The organism is Thiohalocapsa halophila, from assembly GCF_016583825.1.
Classification (GTDB): domain Bacteria; phylum Pseudomonadota; class Gammaproteobacteria; order Chromatiales; family Chromatiaceae; genus Thiohalocapsa; species Thiohalocapsa halophila.
Map to the genome: position 1 here is coordinate 24444 of NZ_NRRV01000002.1, position 14904 is coordinate 39347.

Annotated in this window: 13 protein-coding genes; 7 read left to right on the forward strand and 6 right to left on the reverse strand. The window is 68.1% G+C overall.

The features are described 5' to 3' along the window. From ccoO to surE, 6 genes are all read right to left on the reverse strand, one after another. Positions 1-753, reverse strand: a complete 753-nt coding sequence (ccoO, locus tag CKO31_RS01280; RefSeq protein WP_200233270.1) for a cytochrome-c oxidase, cbb3-type subunit II — start codon at positions 751-753, stop codon at positions 1-3. Between the two features lie 39 nt (positions 754-792). Continuing rightward, positions 793-2244: a cytochrome-c oxidase, cbb3-type subunit I gene (ccoN, locus tag CKO31_RS01285; protein ID WP_200233271.1), complete on the reverse strand. Its 1452-nt coding sequence runs from the start codon at positions 2242-2244 to the stop codon at positions 793-795. Between the two features lie 587 nt (positions 2245-2831). Beyond that, positions 2832-3842, reverse strand: a complete 1011-nt coding sequence (gene rpoS, locus CKO31_RS01290; RefSeq protein ID WP_200233272.1) for an RNA polymerase sigma factor RpoS — start codon at positions 3840-3842, stop codon at positions 2832-2834. A 70-nt stretch (positions 3843-3912) separates the two neighbouring features. Continuing rightward, a complete protein-coding gene (locus CKO31_RS01295) occupies positions 3913-4683 on the reverse strand; it encodes a peptidoglycan DD-metalloendopeptidase family protein (protein WP_242475057.1) in 771 nt (256 codons plus the stop codon). 11 nt (positions 4684-4694) lie between these two features. Beyond that, positions 4695-5372, reverse strand: coding sequence for a protein-L-isoaspartate(D-aspartate) O-methyltransferase (locus CKO31_RS01300; protein ID WP_207147914.1), 678 nt, complete (start codon positions 5370-5372; stop codon positions 4695-4697). Further along, a complete protein-coding gene (gene surE / locus CKO31_RS01305) occupies positions 5369-6118 on the reverse strand; it encodes a 5'/3'-nucleotidase SurE (protein WP_200233274.1) in 750 nt (249 codons plus the stop codon). The genes CKO31_RS01300 and surE overlap by 4 nt, the downstream gene beginning before the upstream one ends. 311 nt (positions 6119-6429) lie before the next feature. On the opposite strand from surE, the gene CKO31_RS01310 reads away from it, so the two are divergent. The 7 genes from CKO31_RS01310 to CKO31_RS26505 all read left to right on the forward strand — a co-directional run bounded on the left by CKO31_RS01310 (position 6430) and on the right by CKO31_RS26505 (position 14780). Further along, complete coding sequence (locus CKO31_RS01310) at positions 6430-6984, forward strand: Smr/MutS family protein (RefSeq protein ID WP_200233281.1); 555 nt, start codon at positions 6430-6432, stop codon at positions 6982-6984. After that, positions 6981-10457: a mechanosensitive ion channel domain-containing protein gene (locus CKO31_RS01315; protein WP_200233286.1), complete on the forward strand. Its 3477-nt coding sequence runs from the start codon at positions 6981-6983 to the stop codon at positions 10455-10457. The genes CKO31_RS01310 and CKO31_RS01315 overlap by 4 nt, the downstream gene beginning before the upstream one ends. A 21-nt stretch (positions 10458-10478) precedes the next feature. After that, entirely contained in the window at positions 10479-11471 is a 993-nt protein-coding gene (locus CKO31_RS01320; RefSeq protein ID WP_200233287.1) for a CorA family divalent cation transporter, read from the forward strand. A gap of 23 nt (positions 11472-11494) precedes the next feature. Further along, positions 11495-11860 carry a hypothetical protein gene (locus CKO31_RS01325; protein ID WP_200233288.1) on the forward strand — a complete coding sequence of 122 codons (366 nt, stop codon included), beginning with the start codon at positions 11495-11497 and terminating at the stop codon, positions 11858-11860. Positions 11861-12110: 250 nt separating this feature from the next. Then, on the forward strand, positions 12111-13697 hold the full coding sequence (gene ppx / locus CKO31_RS01330; RefSeq protein ID WP_200233289.1) for an exopolyphosphatase: 1587 nt from the start codon (positions 12111-12113) through the stop codon (positions 13695-13697). 191 nt (positions 13698-13888) lie between these two features. Then, the gene (locus CKO31_RS01335; protein ID WP_200233291.1) at positions 13889-14302 is read left to right on the forward strand and encodes an SCP2 sterol-binding domain-containing protein; all 414 of its coding nucleotides are present in this window, start codon (positions 13889-13891) and stop codon (positions 14300-14302) included. Positions 14303-14522: 220 nt separating this feature from the next. Continuing rightward, the gene (locus CKO31_RS26505) at positions 14523-14780 is read left to right on the forward strand and encodes a Uma2 family endonuclease (RefSeq protein ID WP_322789069.1); all 258 of its coding nucleotides are present in this window, start codon (positions 14523-14525) and stop codon (positions 14778-14780) included. Positions 14781-14904 lie beyond the last annotated feature (124 nt).

Below are 14904 nucleotides of genomic sequence, written 5' to 3' on the forward strand. Positions count from 1 at the left end.
TTATTGGCGGTAATCCACGCCGGGTTCCAGCTTCGCCATGGTGCCCAGGACCTGGAGGTAGGCGATCATCGCATCCATCTCGGTCTTGCCTTTCACGAGGGCGGGTGCGTTCTCGATGTCCGCATCGTTGTAGGGCACGCCGATGGCGCGCAGGCCCTTCATGTGCCGCTGCATCCGCTTGCCTTTCACCATGCGCTCCTGCAGCCACGGGTACGCGGGCATAATGGACTCCGGCACCACGGATTGCGGGTCCACAAGGTGCTGACGGTGCCATTCATCCGAATACTTGCCGCCGACGCGGGCCATGTCCGGACCGGTTCGCTTAGAGCCCCACTGGAACGGGTGATCGAACATGGACTCCGACGCCAGTGAATAGTGGCCGTAGCGCTCACGCTCATCGCGGAACGGGCGCACCATCTGCGAATGGCACAGGTAGCAGCCTTCGCGCTGGTAGATGTCGCGGCCGGCGAGCTCCAGCGCCGTGTAGGGACGGACACCGTCACCGGGCTCCCAGCTCCATTGCTCCTTGCCTTCCGCGCTCACGGTCACGATGGGCTCCGCGCCGGGGCTCTCCTTATTCCACACGATCTCGGGGAAGCGGTTCGCCTCCTCGGTGCTCTTGAGATAGAACAGCGGCACGATCTCGACGATGCCACCGATGGAGAGCACGATGGCCAGCACGATGAGCAGGCCCCAGATGTTGCGCTCCATGCGCTCCTGAATCCCCTTCGGAGGGGTGTTGCTGTCGGACATTACAGTACTCCAGATTCGTCGTCTCTAGGCCCCGTGCGCTCAGGCTGCGGCCGGCGTGAGGGTGCCGCGGGCGTCGCGCAGGCTGCCCTGCGTCGAGGCCTTGCGCACCGTCATCAGGATGTTGAACAGCATAATCACGGCCCCGATGAGGAAGATGCCGCCGCCCACGGCGCGCATGGCGTAGTACGGATGCATTGCCGCGACGGATTCCACGAAGGTGTAGGCCAGGGTCCCGTATTCGTCATAGGCGCGCCACATCAGGCCCTGCATGATGCCGGCCACCCACATGGCGACGACATAGATCACCGTACCGATGGTGGCAGTCCAGAAATGGACATTCACCAGGCTCTCGGACCACATCTCGGTGTGCCACAGGCGGGTCATCAGATGGTAGATGGCACCGATGGAAATGCCCGCGACCCAGCCGAGTGCGCCGGAGTGGACGTGGCCGATGGTCCAGTCGGTGTAATGGGACAGTGCGTTCACGGTCTTCAGCGACATGACCGGACCCTCGAAGGTGGACATGGCGTAGAAGGCCAGGGCGATGATCAGGAAGCGCAGCACGTAATCGGTGCGCAGTTTGTCCCAGGCCCCGGAGAGAGTCATCATGCCGTTTACGGCGCCGCCCCAGGAGGGAATGATCATGGCCAGCGAGACCGCGGCCCCGAGGGATCCGGTCCAGTCCGGCAGCGCGGTGTATTGCAAGTGATGCGCACCGAGCCAGACATAGCCGAACATCAGCGCCCAGAAGTGAATGACGGAGAGGCGATAGGAGTAGACCGGACGGTTCGCCTGCTTCGGCACGAAGTAGTACATGATGCCGAGGAAGCCGGCGGTAAGGTAGAAGCCGACTGCATTATGGCCCCACCACCACTGGATCATGGCGTCCTGCACACCGGAGAAGAGGCTGTAGGATTTGAACACACCCACCGGAATGGACAGGCTGTTCACCACGTGCAGGTAGACGATCATCACCATCATACCGAGGAAGAACCAGTTCGACACATAGATGTGCGAGGTCTTGCGGATGGCGATGGTCATGACGAAGTTGGCCGTGAAGGCGAGCCAGACCACGGCGATGAGGATATCGATGGGCCATTCCAGCTCGGCATATTCCTTGGACTGGGTCAGTCCCAGCGGCAGCGTGATGACCGCCAGCACGATGATCGCGTTCCAGCCCCAGAACGTGAACCAGGCGAGCTTTTCGCTCCACAGGCGGACGCCGCAGGTGCGCTGGACGGTGTAGAAGGCGGTCGCCATCAGGGTACAGCCGCCGAAGGCGAAGATGACGGCGTTGGTGTGCACCGGGCGCAGGCGCCCGAACGACAGGTAGGGGCTGTCAAAGTTGAGGAACGGCCAGGCGAGCTCTGCGGCGATGTAGACGCCGACGGCCGCGCCCACGACCAGGTACACGACCGCCATGATCGTGAACCAGCGTACAACGTCGAAACTGTATTTTTGCTCGGCTAGCCGATCGGCTGTGGCTTCCATAGGACCCTCTAACGGACTAGAGAAAAAAGGACTTTCGCTTGCTGTTTTCCACCCTGGAAATCATGCGCTGTAACCACAACGCCTAGACCGCGCAATGACAATTGATCACCGGGCGAAAGTCAAGCTGAGGACAACACTCGGGATTGGGTGACGCCGGCGGGAATCGCGGTTTTCTTGATCCCGAACAGTCGTCTAGAAGAATAGCCCTGACGCCGTAACCCTCTATTTCTCTGGCATATTTCGGCCTGGCGGGGGCGTCGGGACAGGCTCCCGCCGCGCACGGCGAGCACCGGCGACCTTGGCTCGGAGCTTGCTTTGAGCGGGACGGGTAGCGCAGGCGTGCGACAGCGCCGCACACCGAGGCTCTGGAGAGGCCTCCGCTGGGCACGGTGGGCGCCTGTAGGCCGAGCCCCACGGGCAAGCCGAGCCCCATGCGCGGGTCGGGAGCACGCTGCGCAGACGGGGCCGGTCGGCCGCGGCCCGGGTCACGACGGGTCGAGCCGCGCGAGCGGCGTCGCGAAGCCGGTGGCGCGCGGCGGTCGCCGCGCGGCCGGAGTGGCGGCCCGCGCCGGCGGGCCGGGCTCGGGCTACTTGAAGAAGGCCTCGACGGAGAAGCCCTCCTTTTCCAGGATGTCCCGCAGGCGCCGCAGGGCGTCCATCTGGATCTGGCGGACCCGCTCGCGGGTGACGCCGAGCTCATTGGCGACGCGCTCCAGGGTTGAGTGCTCGTAGCCGTGCAGTCCGAAGCGCCGCTCGACGACCTCGCGCTGCTTGTCGTTCAGCTTATCCAGCCAATGGTCCAGATTGGTGTGGATGTCGGCATCCTGGATGTCGTCGCTCGGGTCCTGGGCGCTGTCGTCGGGCAGCATATCCACCAGCGGCTTGTCCGCGTCCTTGCCGTAGGGCGTATCCACCGACGCGATGCGCTCGTTCAGGCCGAGCATGCGCTTGACCTCGCCGATGGGCTTGTCCAGCAGCTCTGCGATCTCCTCGGTGCTCGGCTCGTGGTCCAGCTGCTGCGCCAGCATCCGTGTGGCCTTCAGGTAGACGTTGATCTCCTTGACCACGTGGATGGGCAGACGCACGGTGCGCGTCTGGTTCATGATGGCCCGCTCCATGGTCTGGCGGATCCACCATGTGGCATAGGTGGAGAAGCGAAAGCCCCGCTCCGGATCGAACTTCTCCACCGCCCGGATGAGCCCGAGGTTGCCCTCCTCGATGAGATCCAGCAAAGGCAGCCCGCGGTTCAAGTAGCGGCGCGCGATCTTCACCACCAACCGCAGATTGCTCACGATCATCCGCGAGCGGGCCTCCTCGTCGCCCTGCTGGGCGAGGCGCGCGTAGTGGATCTCTTCCTCGGCGGTGAGGAGCTTGGACTCGCCGATCTCGTTCAGGTACAGCCGCGTGGCGTCGAAGTCGCTGTCGCCGGCGGAAAACCGGTGGCCTGCGGCGCGCTCGCCGCCATGGTCATCGCTGGTCTCGGCGCCGTCGGCATCGTCGTCGGCGGCCGGATCAGCGTCGCCGCCCTCGAGCAGCATGTCCTCCTCGTCCGGCACCTCTTCCGTGTCCGGTTCGTCATCGCGTTCTTGCGTGGACATGGGACACCCCTCAAGCGGCTTCGGGATGCGGCCTGGGCGACTGGCGCAACCCTGTGATGGTGTGGCCTTCTCAGCGCGACGGCGGGAGGAAGCGAAGCGGATCCACAGCGACGCCGTTGCGACGAATCTCGAAGTGCAGCAAGCCCTCGCCGTTGGCCGCTCGACCGGCGACGGCAACACGCTCGCCGCGCTTGACGCGATCGCCTTCACGGGCGTGGAGCTCGCGGTTGAAGCCGTATGCGCTCAGATAGCGGGAATTGTGCTTCACGATGATAAGGTTGCCGTAACCCTTGAGTCCACTGCCGCTGTAAACCACTGTTCCGTCGGCTGCGGCGGCAACCGGCGTGCCTTCGTTGACGGCGATGCGCACGCCTTGCCGCGTCCTGTCGCCGGTGCGAAAGCCCTGCTTGACCGGGCCCTGCACGGGCCAGTCCCAGGTGATGCCGGAGCTCGCGGCGTCCGCTCCAGCGACCGCAGCCGTGGTGCGCGCCGACGTTTTCACGGTACGCGCCCGCCCAGGCGACGACGTGCGCGCCAACGCCCGCCGCGATCCGCTGCCGCCCCGGCGCGAGCGCCCGTCCGGCGGCTCCACGCGCAGGAGGTCGCCGGCAAAGATGCTGTAGGGGGGAGCCAAATCGTTCCAGGCCGCGAGCTTGCGCATAGACATGCGCTTGTGCTCCGCGATCTCGCTGAGCGTATCGCCGCTGCGGATGCGGTAGTAGCCCGGCGGCGCGGGGCCATAGCCGTCGCGGCTGTCCACCGGCGCCAAGCCGCCCGCGCCGCAGCCCGCGAGCAGCGCCGCCAGCACCAGTGACGCCGCCAGCCGCAGCAGCTTCGGCATCGGCGCCTGCATCAGGCCACCCCCGCGAGCAAGGGTACGAAGGTGACGGGCTCCAGCACCTCATGCCGGAAGCCGACCGTCGTCCGGGTCAGGCGCAACAACACCTGGCCGTCGCCGCCGTTCAGCGGCAGCACCATGCGTCCGCCGGGGGCGAGCTGAGCTGCCAGCTGACGCGGCACGCCGTGCGCCGCCGCGGTGATCAGAATGCCGTCGAAGGGCGCGTACTCCTGCCAGCCCAGCGCACCGTCGCCATGGCGCAGCCGCACGTTGCGGCACTGCAGCGCCCGCAGCCTCGCCTGGGCGCGCTGCCAGAGGACAGCGACCCGCTCGACGCTGTACACCCGGCGCACCAGGGCCGCCAGAACGGCGGTCTGATAGCCGGAGCCCGTGCCGATCTCCAGCACCGTCGAGCAGCACCCGGGCGCCAGCAGCGCCTCGGTCATGCGCGCCACGGTATAGGGCTGCGAGATGGTCTGGCCGCTGCCGATGGGCAGAGCGGCGTCGTCGTAGGCATGGGTGGCCAAGGCCTCGTCCACGAACAGATGCCGCGGCACCTGGGTCATGACGCCAATGACGCGGGCATCGCCGATACCCGCGGCGGTCAGCCGCGTGGCGAGCCGCAGCCTGGCACGGCCGTGGCCCGGCACCCGGCCGGAAGCGGCCTCCGGGGCGAGCGTGCCGGCCTTCAAGGCAGTGCGTCCAGCCACCGACCGACGGGACCGAGCGCCGCGTGGCGGGTGAGATCGATCTGAATGGGCGTCACCGACACCTGCCCCGAGCGCAGCGCAAAGAAGTCGGTCCCCTCGCCCGCATCCTGCTCGGGGCCCGCGGGACCGATCCAATACATAGGCCGCCCGCGGGGATCCTGGATGCGCGAAACGGACTCCGCCTTATGCCGGTGACCGAGCCTGGTAGCAGCCACCCCACGCAGCTCGGCCAGTGGAACATCCGGCACATTCACGTTCAGGATAGTGCTCGGACTGAGCGTGGCGTCGCGCAGGCCGGAGACGAGCCTCACCGCCACCGCTCCCGCGGTCTCCAGGTGCTTCGGCTGATGGGCTGCCATGGATATGGCGATGGCCGGCAAGCCGAGGAAACGCCCTTCGGTGGCGGCGGCGACGGTGCCCGAGTAGATGACGTCGTCGCCCAGATTCGGGCCGTGGTTGATGCCGGCCACCACCAGATCCGGCTCCGCGTCCAACAGACCCGTGAGTGCCAGGTGCACGCAGTCCGTGGGTGTGCCGTTGACCCGGATAATGCCGGACTCCAGACGCTCCGCCCGGATCGGCACGTCCAGCGTCAGGGAGTTGCTGGCACCACTGCGGTCGCGGTCCGGCGCCACCACCGTGACCTCACCGAGCGCGGCCAGGGCGTCGGCGAGCACATGTAGGCCTGGAGACCGGTATCCGTCGTCGTTGCTGATGAGTATGTTCATGCTGTTGCAGCTGCGGCGAGGCGCTTGACCGGACGGCGCCCGCAACGTCGGGCACACGATGCCACAATAGGACGCCAAGACCAGCGGTTTCGGGCCCTGCATCGAGACCCAACATTTCCGACACGGGCGGCAGCGAGCGCGCGCCGCGGCAGACCTCTGCCAGGCAAGGCGCTTTCGCTGCCCTGCCGTGCGCACTCAGCGCACATCCGCGTCGAGGGCGCCGCCCAGCGCCGGCGCTCAAGCGGCATGATACAGCCAACGCGAGCAGGTGGTCCGAGCCCGCCGGCGACCCATCGCTTATCATAAGTCAGATGAACAAGCAGCTCCACGACTCTGATTCAGAAATATTTCGCACGGCGATGGGTGACGTCGAGCCGCTCGAGGCGAACCGTGCCGAGCCTTACCGCGAGCGCCCGCCCCCGGTGCCGCGCCCGCAGCCCGAGGAGGACCCCGCCGAGCGCCCCGAGCCCCTGGCCGAAAGCGAAGTGGAGACACACGACTACCTGATCTTCGCCCGGCCCGGCATCCAAAAGCGCGTCGTCGCGGAGCTGCAGCGCGGGCGCATCCAGCCCGAGCTCGAAGTGGACCTGCACGGTCTGCGGGTTGCGCATGCCCAAGCCCTGCTCAAGGACTTCTTCGCCGACTGCCGGCATCGGCGCGTGCGCTGTGCGCGCATCATCCACGGCAAGGGCCGCGGCTCGGACAGCCGCCAGCCCGTGCTGAAGTGCAAGGTGAACTATTGGCTCCGCCTGCGCGAAGACGTGCTTGCCTTCGTCTCAGCCACCCGTCGCGATGGTGGTACCGGCGCGGTCTATGTGCTGCTGCGCAATCCCGACAAGGGCAGCCAGCGGCGCACCCAATCGTGACGCCCCATCCCGTTCAGGCGCCCATTCAGGCGCCTAGCGCCGCTCGTTTGTGGCCACGGCTTTGGGCGGCCCTCGTTCTGGTCTGTGCCGCCGCTGCGGCCGCGCCGCAGACGCCGGCGACCACCGGCGCGGTGGCGGGCGAGCCCCCCGTCAGTCAAGCGCTGGTGGAGCAGCGCCTGACGCAAGTCGAGGAGAGCGCCGACCTGCCCGAGGCCGAGCGCACACGGCTCATCAGCGAGCTAACCGCCGTGCTGAAGGACCTCGCCGATGCCGAGCGTATGCGATCGGCAGCCACGGAGTACGCGGCGGCCATCACGCAGGCGCCGGCGCAGAGCGAAGCGATCCGCAGCGAGCTCGCGGCGGCGGCCGAAGCACCGACCGAAGCCCCGACCCAGGACCTGCCGGCGGATGCGGACCTGGCGACCATCGAGTCGCGCATTAGCGCTCAGCAGGCCGAGATCGCCGCCATCGAGGCACGCATCACGCGGCTGTCGGAGGCGTTGGAAGCCGGGGACCAGAATCCCGGCCAGATCCGCGAGCGCATTGCCGCCATCGATACGCGGCTGGCTGAGCTGGCGCCTGCTCCTGGCGAGGCGGACGCCGTCTCCGCCCAGGCGCAGGAGATCAGCGCCTGGGCGCGCCAGGCCCGGCGTGCCGTGCTGCGCGCCGAGCAGGAGATGCTGGAGCAGCAACTGCTGAGCGCCAGCGCGCGCCGCGAGCTGACCCTCGCCAAGCGCGACCTGGCGCGCCAGGAGCTGGAGGCGGCCAAGGCCCGCCGCGGGCTGCTCGAGCGCCGCGCCGACAGCCTGCGGCGGCGCACCGCCCAAGAAGTCCAGGAACTGATGGACGCCGAGCGTGCCGCCACCGCCGGCGCCCACCCCTTGATACAGACCTTCGCCAAGCGCAATGCCGCACTCGCCGAAACCGTCGGCGAAACCACGGAGGCGCTGGCGCAGCTCGACCAGCGACGCACCCAGCTGGAGCAGCAGCGCGCGCGCATCAAGGAAGACTTCGTCAATGCCCGCGAGCGCCTGGAAGCCGCCGGCCTGAACCGCGCCCAGGGTCAGGTGCTGATCGAGCAGCGCGGGCAGCTGCCGGACCCCCGCCAGCTGCGCAAGAACGCCGCGGCGCGCGCCGACCAGATCGCCGAGAGCACGCTGCGCAGCGTGCGCTGGCGCGAGGAGCTGCGCGGGCTGGACGACCTGGATGCCTGGGTGGATGCCGCAGTTGCCGAGCTGCCGGCGCAGGAGCGCGCTGACGTCGACCAGGCCCAATTGCGCGAGGAGCTGCGCGCCCAGGGCGAGACGCGCCGCAAGCTGCTCACCACTGCGCTGAAGCTGGAGGAGAGCTATCGCCGGTCCCTGGGAGAGGTGGACTTCGCGGGGCAGCAGCTGCGCGAGCTGGTGCAGCGCTACGACCGCTACCTTTCGGAGCGGCTGCTGTGGGTGCGCAGTATCGGTCCGGTCACCGAGCAGTCCTTCGCGGCCCTGCCGGCGGCCGTCGCCTGGGTGCTCAGCCCGCAAAACTGGGCCGCCGTCGGCACTACGCTAGCCGTGGAGGCGACACGCTCGCCGGTGCTCTGGCTCGGCCTGGCGGCGGTGGCTCTGTTGTTCTGGCGCAATGCGGCCCTGCGTCGCGCCATCCGCGCCAGCGCCGAGCCGCTGCGGCGCATCAGCACGGACCGCTTTCGCTACACCATCACCGCCTTGGGCCTGTCGCTGCTGGCCGCCGCCCCTTGGCCGGTACTGGCATTGACGCTCGGGCAAGTGCTGCAGAGCTCAGTCGCCGCAGACGGGTTCGTCAAGGCTGTGGGTACGGCGCTGATGGCCATTGTGCCGGCCCTGTACTATTTGCTCGCCTTCCGCATGCTCTGTCTGCGCGGCGGGGTCGCCGACCGCCACTTCCGCTGGCAGAGCGACACCCTGGTGCTGCTGCGCCGCTCGAGCCTCGTCGCAATCGCACTGCTGATGCCGCTGGGGTTCGTGGCCGCGATGATCCACAACCAGCAAGAGCCGATGTTCACGGCCACCCTGGGCCGGCTGTCGCTGGCGCTATTTAACCTGGGCCTCGCAATGGCGACCGCCGTGGTGTTGCACCCCAGTCGCGGTGCCCTCCAGCATGTGCTGGCGAAGCGCCCGGAGGCCTGGTATGCGCGTCTGCGCATGCTCTGGTATCCACTGGTTGTCGCGGTGCCGGCGGCGCTGGCACTCCTCGCCATGGCCGGTTTTCTCTACACCTCCGGCGTGCTGCTGCGCTCGCTGGTGAACGAGCTCTGGCTCGCGCTCGGACTCGTGGTGGTGCATCAGCTCATCGCCCGCTGGCTGCTCGTGGCACGGCGGCGCCTGGCCCTCAGCGCGGCCCTGGAGCGGCGTGCCCAGCGCGAGGCCGCCAAGGCGGCCGACGCCGCCGGCGCCGAGGCCCTGGCGGTGCAGGAGGAGGCCGTGGACCTGGCCTCGCTGGACGCCCAGACCCGACGGCTGCTGAACCTGGCCATTTTCGTGGCCGCCGCCGTCGGCCTGTCGCTCATTTGGTCGGACGTGCTGCCGGCGCTGAACCTGTTCGAGCGGGTGACCCTGTGGACCTACACCGGCGAGGTGGACGGCATCGAGGAGTCGATCCCGGTAACCCTCGCGGACTTGGGGCTGGTGCTGGTGATCATCGCCGCGGCCGTCGCGGCAGCACGCAACCTGCCGGCGTTGCTGGAGATCCTGCTGCTGCAGAGCAGCAATCTCAGCGCCGGTAGCCGCTATACCATCATCACGCTGACGGGCTATGCCATCACTGCCATCGGAGCGCTCTTGGTCTTCGGTGCCCTCGGCTTGTCTTGGGGGCAGGTGCAATGGCTGGTGGCGGCGCTGGGCGTCGGCATCGGCTTCGGCCTGCAGGAGATTGTCGCCAACTTCATCAGCGGCCTCATCATTTTGTTCGAGCGCCCGGTGCGCGTGGGCGACATCGTTACCATCGGCGACACCACCGGCGTGGTGACCCGAATCGAGATCCGCGCCACCACAGTGCGCAACTGGGATCGACAGGAGCTGTTGGTGCCCAACAAGGAGCTGATCACCGGGCGCCTGACCAACTGGACCCTGTCGGATCAGATCAACCGTATCGTGGTGCCCGTCGGCGTCGAGTACGGCAGCGACGCGCACAAGGCATTGGAGATCCTCGCCGACGTTGCCCGGGAGCACGAGCGTGTGCTCGAAGACCCAGCGCCGATCATCACCTTCGAGGGCTTCGGCAACGACTCCCTGACCCTGGTGCTGCGCTGTTTCCTCGCGGACATGGACTACCGGCTCGACACCATCACCGCCCTGCACCATGCCATCAACGACAGGTTCCGCGCCGCCGGCATCGGCATCGCCTTCCCGCAGCGCGACCTGCATATCCGCTCCGTGCAGCCGCTGGAGGTGCACCTGCGCCGCGACCAAACGCCGGTCGGCGGCCCCGGCACAGCCGCCGCCGCACCGGACTGACCTTGTCTTGCCCGCGCCGCCATGCCGCATCCCGATCGACTGCACAACTGGTTCGGCCTTGCCTTCGGCTACCGACTGAATGGCGCAGGCGGCGGCACGCCTATTGGCTGGGCGGACCTCGTCGAGACGGCGCCGGCAGCGCAGACCTGGGTCCACCTTGATCTGCGTCATCCGAACGCCCACCGCTGGCTGCGCGAGGACAGCGCCCTGGATCCCCTCACCCTAGAAGCCCTTTCCACCCTCACGGCCGGCCCCCGGCTGGCGAGCGGCGGCGAGGGGCTGCTCCTGGTGTTGAAGGGCATCGACCAACGCTCCACGGCAGCGCTGGGCGACATGGTGACGGTACGCTTGTGGACCGACGGCCGGCGCCTCATCACCTGTCAGCGCGGGCGCGTGCGCGCAATCGAGGACCTGCACGCGGCGTTGCGCCGGGGCATGGGGCCCGCCGGCATCGGCACCGTCGTTGCGGAGCTCGCCGACGGACTCATGACCCACATCGACGACGTGCTGGAGGAGCTTCAGGCCGCCACCCGCCGCCTCGGCCAGGCCGGCAACCGTGCCCGCCACCCCGAGAACCTGGTGGCCGAGCTCGCCACCCTGCGCCGGCGCATGATCCTGATGCGCTTTCACCTGACGCCGCAGCGCCGCGCCCTTGCGCAGCTGGCCGCCGTGCGCCACCCCTGGATCGACGCCGACGCCCGCCATCTAGTACGGGAAATCGCCGACCGCTGCCACCATGCCGCCGAAGGCCTCGCCGCCGCCGGCGAGATCACCGCCATCACCCAGGACGAGATCCTCCAGCGCTCCTCCGAGACCACCGAGCGCCGGGTCTATTCGCTTACCGTCATCACGGCGATCTTCCTGCCGCTCAGCTTCGCCACCGGCTTGCTCGGCGTGAACCTCGCCGGCATCCCCGACGCCAACGACCCGCTGGCCTTCCTGATTCTGTGCCTGTTCCTGCTGCTCGTGGCCCTGGTGCAGCTGTGGCTGCTGCGGCGCAAGGGATGGTTTTAGGGAGATACCGATCCAATGCGCTGGTGGTCCGCCGCGATGACCTCGCGGCCGACCCGGCACAGGTGAAGCCCCTGGCGGAGGCCCTGGTGGAGGCCCTGTTCGCCGCCGAGGAGACCCTGCGCGAGGACGTCATCAAGCAGCTGGTGGACTGGTCCGCCGTCGCCGAGGCCCTGCTCGGAGAGCGCGGCGCGGCGGCGAAGGCCGAAGCGCTGTGGAGCAACAGCGGCCTCCCCGCCGTGGCCGGCTTCGTCCGCCGCTTCTCGCTTGAGCTCGCCGATGTCGAGGCGATGATGGCCGCGGCCTGGGCCAAGGGCCACAAGCGGGCGGTGCGGGACTTCATTGCCGAAAACCGGGACCGCGTCGCCTACTGGATGAGCGGCCAGCGCTGAGCGATTCCCGTCATCGCTATCCGGATCGGGATCGCGATCGGCAGCGAAACCATCGTTGGCTCGGCCCCGGTGACAGGCTCGCCTCGGGCACCACCGGCCCCGGCAATCCTGCGTACGCCCCTCGCCCCTCAGCACCAGCCACTGACGCCCCTTGATATTGCCCCTGCCCCGGCCGCGGCGCCCCGCTATACTGCGCGACCAGCTGTGGGGCCGATGGTGCCCCGACCCTTGCAAGCGACCGGAGCAGGCGATGGCAGATCCCGCCGCAACGGCCCCGTCAGCAGCAGCGACCGCCGAGGTCGGCCCAGCTGACACCCCAGATGTCGCCCCGGAGGTCGCCCGCGCGGTGGACGCCGGCGACACCCTGGCCGCCGTAGATCTCGGCTCCAACTCCTTCCACCTGCTGGTCGCGCGCATGGACGGCGGCACGCTTCAGGTCATCGACCGGCACAAGGAGATGGTCCGCCTCGGCGAGGGGCTCACCAGCGACAAGCACCTGCGCGAAGACGTCGCCGAGCGCGCGCTGGCCTGCCTGGAGCGCATGGGTCAGCGGCTTAAGGACATGCCGCCGAAGAGAGTGCGCGCAGTAGGCACCAACACCCTGCGCCAAATCCGCCCGGAGGCGCACTTCGTGGAGCGGGCGGAGCTGGCGCTGGGGCATCCCATCGAGGTCATCGCCGGGCGCGAAGAGGCACGGCTCATCTACCTGGGCGTCTCCCACGGGCTAGCCATCGGCGACGAGAAGCGCCTGGTCATCGACATCGGCGGCGGCAGCACCGAGGTCATCGTCGGCCAGGGCTTCCAGCCGACCCTGCGCGAGAGCCTGCACATGGGCTGTGTCAGCATGGCCCGGCGCTTCTTCGGCAACGACAAGATCACCGCCAAGCAAATGGACAAGGCGGAGCTCTACGGTGCGTTGGAAGTGCGCCCGGTGCGCGAGCTCTTCCGCCAGTCCGGCTGGGCCACGGCCACCGGCAGCTCCGGCACCATCAAGTCCATCGCCGCGGTGGTCATGGCTGAGGGCTGGAGCGAAGACGGCATCACGGCGGAATCCCTCGGCCGGCTGCGTGCCGCCATCCTCGATGCCGGCAAGGCTTCCGCGCTCGACTTCAAGGGCCTGAGCGAGCGCAGGCGGCCGGTCTTCGCAGGCGGCGTCGCGGTGCTGCGGGCGCTCTTCTCCAGCCTGGCCATCGAGCACATGCGGGTCTCGGATCAGGCCCTGCGGGAAGGCCTGATTTACGAAATGGTGGGTCGTCTGGAGCACGAAGACGTGCGCGAGCGTACGGTCGCCACCTTCAGCCGCCGCTTCGACGTCGACCAAGCCCATGCCGCGCGCGTGAAAGAGACCGCGCTGCACCTGTTGGCGCAGCTGCGCGAGCCCTGGCAGCTGAGCCATCCCGACTATGCGCCCATGCTCGGCTGGGCGGCGGAGCTGCACGAGATCGGTCTCGCCGTCTCCCATAGCCACTATCAAAAGCACGGCGCCTATCTCATCGGCAACGCGGACCTCTCCGGCTTCACCCGCCAGGAGCAGCAGGTCCTGGCGGCGCTGATCCTCGGACACAGGCGCAAGCTGCCCATCGACGCCTTCCTTCAGCTGCCGAGCAGCGTGCGCTACTGTGCCCGCCGGCTCTGTGTGATCCTGCGTCTGGCGGTGCTGTTGCGCCGCGGCCGCAGCCCGGACGGCATCCCGGAGCCGGACCTCGGCGCCGACGGTGATACCCTGCTGCTGCGCTTCCCGGATGGCTGGCTGGATCAGCACCCGCTCACCCGCCTGGAGCTCGAAGAAGAGGCCGCGCGGCTGCTCGCCGGCGGCTTCGGGCTTGAGTTTGGCTAGGGAGACAACGCAGGAGTGCCTGGGACGGGCCCCGATACGGGCCATCGACGGTGCGCGCCAAAGCCCCAACGCCCGTACGGAGACGTAACCTCGCAGCCGCGCGTTGCTGCTAAAATCGGCTCCGTTCGAGCGATCCGTCCGCGCGTCCTGCGCGGCTCCCCGCCAACCGACGAAGGAGGACAGCAACAACCATGGCCAAGCTTTTTTCCGCCGAGTGGATGAACGAGCTCAAGGATGCCTGGAACAACGACCCGGAGGTCAGCGGCAAGCTCGCCGAGATCGGCTTCGACTCCGTGATCACCTGCGGCTTCAAGGACCAAGAGGACCCGGTCGGGGTCTTCGTGGTCGAGAAGGGCATTTGCACCCGCGCCGGCAGCTGGAACGGTGAAACCCCGGACTGGGACATGCGTGCGGACATGGACGACTGGCTCAAGTGGGTCAAGAAGGGCATCGGCATGATGGGCATGGGCACCGCCTACGCCACCGGCAAGCTCAAGTTCAAGCACGGTGACTACGCCGCCATGATCAAGGACCCGCGCATGGCCGGCCCCTTCGTGAAGAGCTTCAACCTGATGAAGGACATCGGCGCCGACGAGCTCAGCTGAGCCCGCACGCCGCTCCCCGGGCGGCGGCATCCGGCCGCCGCCCGCCCTCTTCGCCGGCCATCACCGCGCCCGTCACACCCGGCCGCAACGCTGCCGGATACACGCCTTTTGGCAAGCTCATGGACGCGGCGCTCAAGCCTCTGACGCCCGTCTCTGTCGTGGCGCGATATCACCGCCGGCACTCGTCGGCAAGGCCACCGTCCGCGTCCAAGGCGCGCTGATCCTGGACGACGCCACCGAGCTCTATCCCGACCTCTGCGTGCTGCGCCTGCGCGACGACCGCTACCGCAGCGCCAATCCCGTCGGCGACGACGTGCTGCTCCTGATCGAAGTCGCCGACGCCGGCCTGACCCTCGAGGGCACCGTCAAGCTCGCCAAGTACGCCCGCGCCGGCATCCAGCGCTGTTGGCTCGCGGACCTGATCTTGCGAAAGACATCGATGCAGTTGCTGCATGGTTCCGCCGCGGAGCCGCCGTAGCGGCCTGACTCGGCGAGGCCGGACGACAAGCAATTTGACGACATAGGATTTCAGGCAGGCGCAATATTTGACATTGTCAAAGAAATCGCTATTCTTGCCAGCAGTGGAAGCCAAGCGAGCGATA

Coding starts and splice junctions, on each gene's coding strand:
- ccoO (WP_200233270.1), bottom strand. CDS start 753: ATGTCCGACAGCAACACCCCTCCGAAGGGGATTCAGGAGCGCATGGAG.
- ccoN (WP_200233271.1), bottom strand. CDS start 2,244: ATGGAAGCCACAGCCGATCGGCTAGCCGAGCAAAAATACAGTTTCGAC.
- rpoS (WP_200233272.1), bottom strand. CDS start 3,842: ATGTCCACGCAAGAACGCGATGACGAACCGGACACGGAAGAGGTGCCG.
- CKO31_RS01295 (WP_242475057.1), bottom strand. CDS start 4,683: ATGCCGAAGCTGCTGCGGCTGGCGGCGTCACTGGTGCTGGCGGCGCTG.
- surE (WP_200233274.1), bottom strand. CDS start 6,118: ATGAACATACTCATCAGCAACGACGACGGATACCGGTCTCCAGGCCTA.
- CKO31_RS01310 (WP_200233281.1), top strand. CDS start 6,430: ATGAACAAGCAGCTCCACGACTCTGATTCAGAAATATTTCGCACGGCG.
- CKO31_RS01320 (WP_200233287.1), top strand. CDS start 10,479: ATGCCGCATCCCGATCGACTGCACAACTGGTTCGGCCTTGCCTTCGGC.
- ppx (WP_200233289.1), top strand. CDS start 12,111: ATGGCAGATCCCGCCGCAACGGCCCCGTCAGCAGCAGCGACCGCCGAG.
- CKO31_RS01335 (WP_200233291.1), top strand. CDS start 13,889: ATGGCCAAGCTTTTTTCCGCCGAGTGGATGAACGAGCTCAAGGATGCC.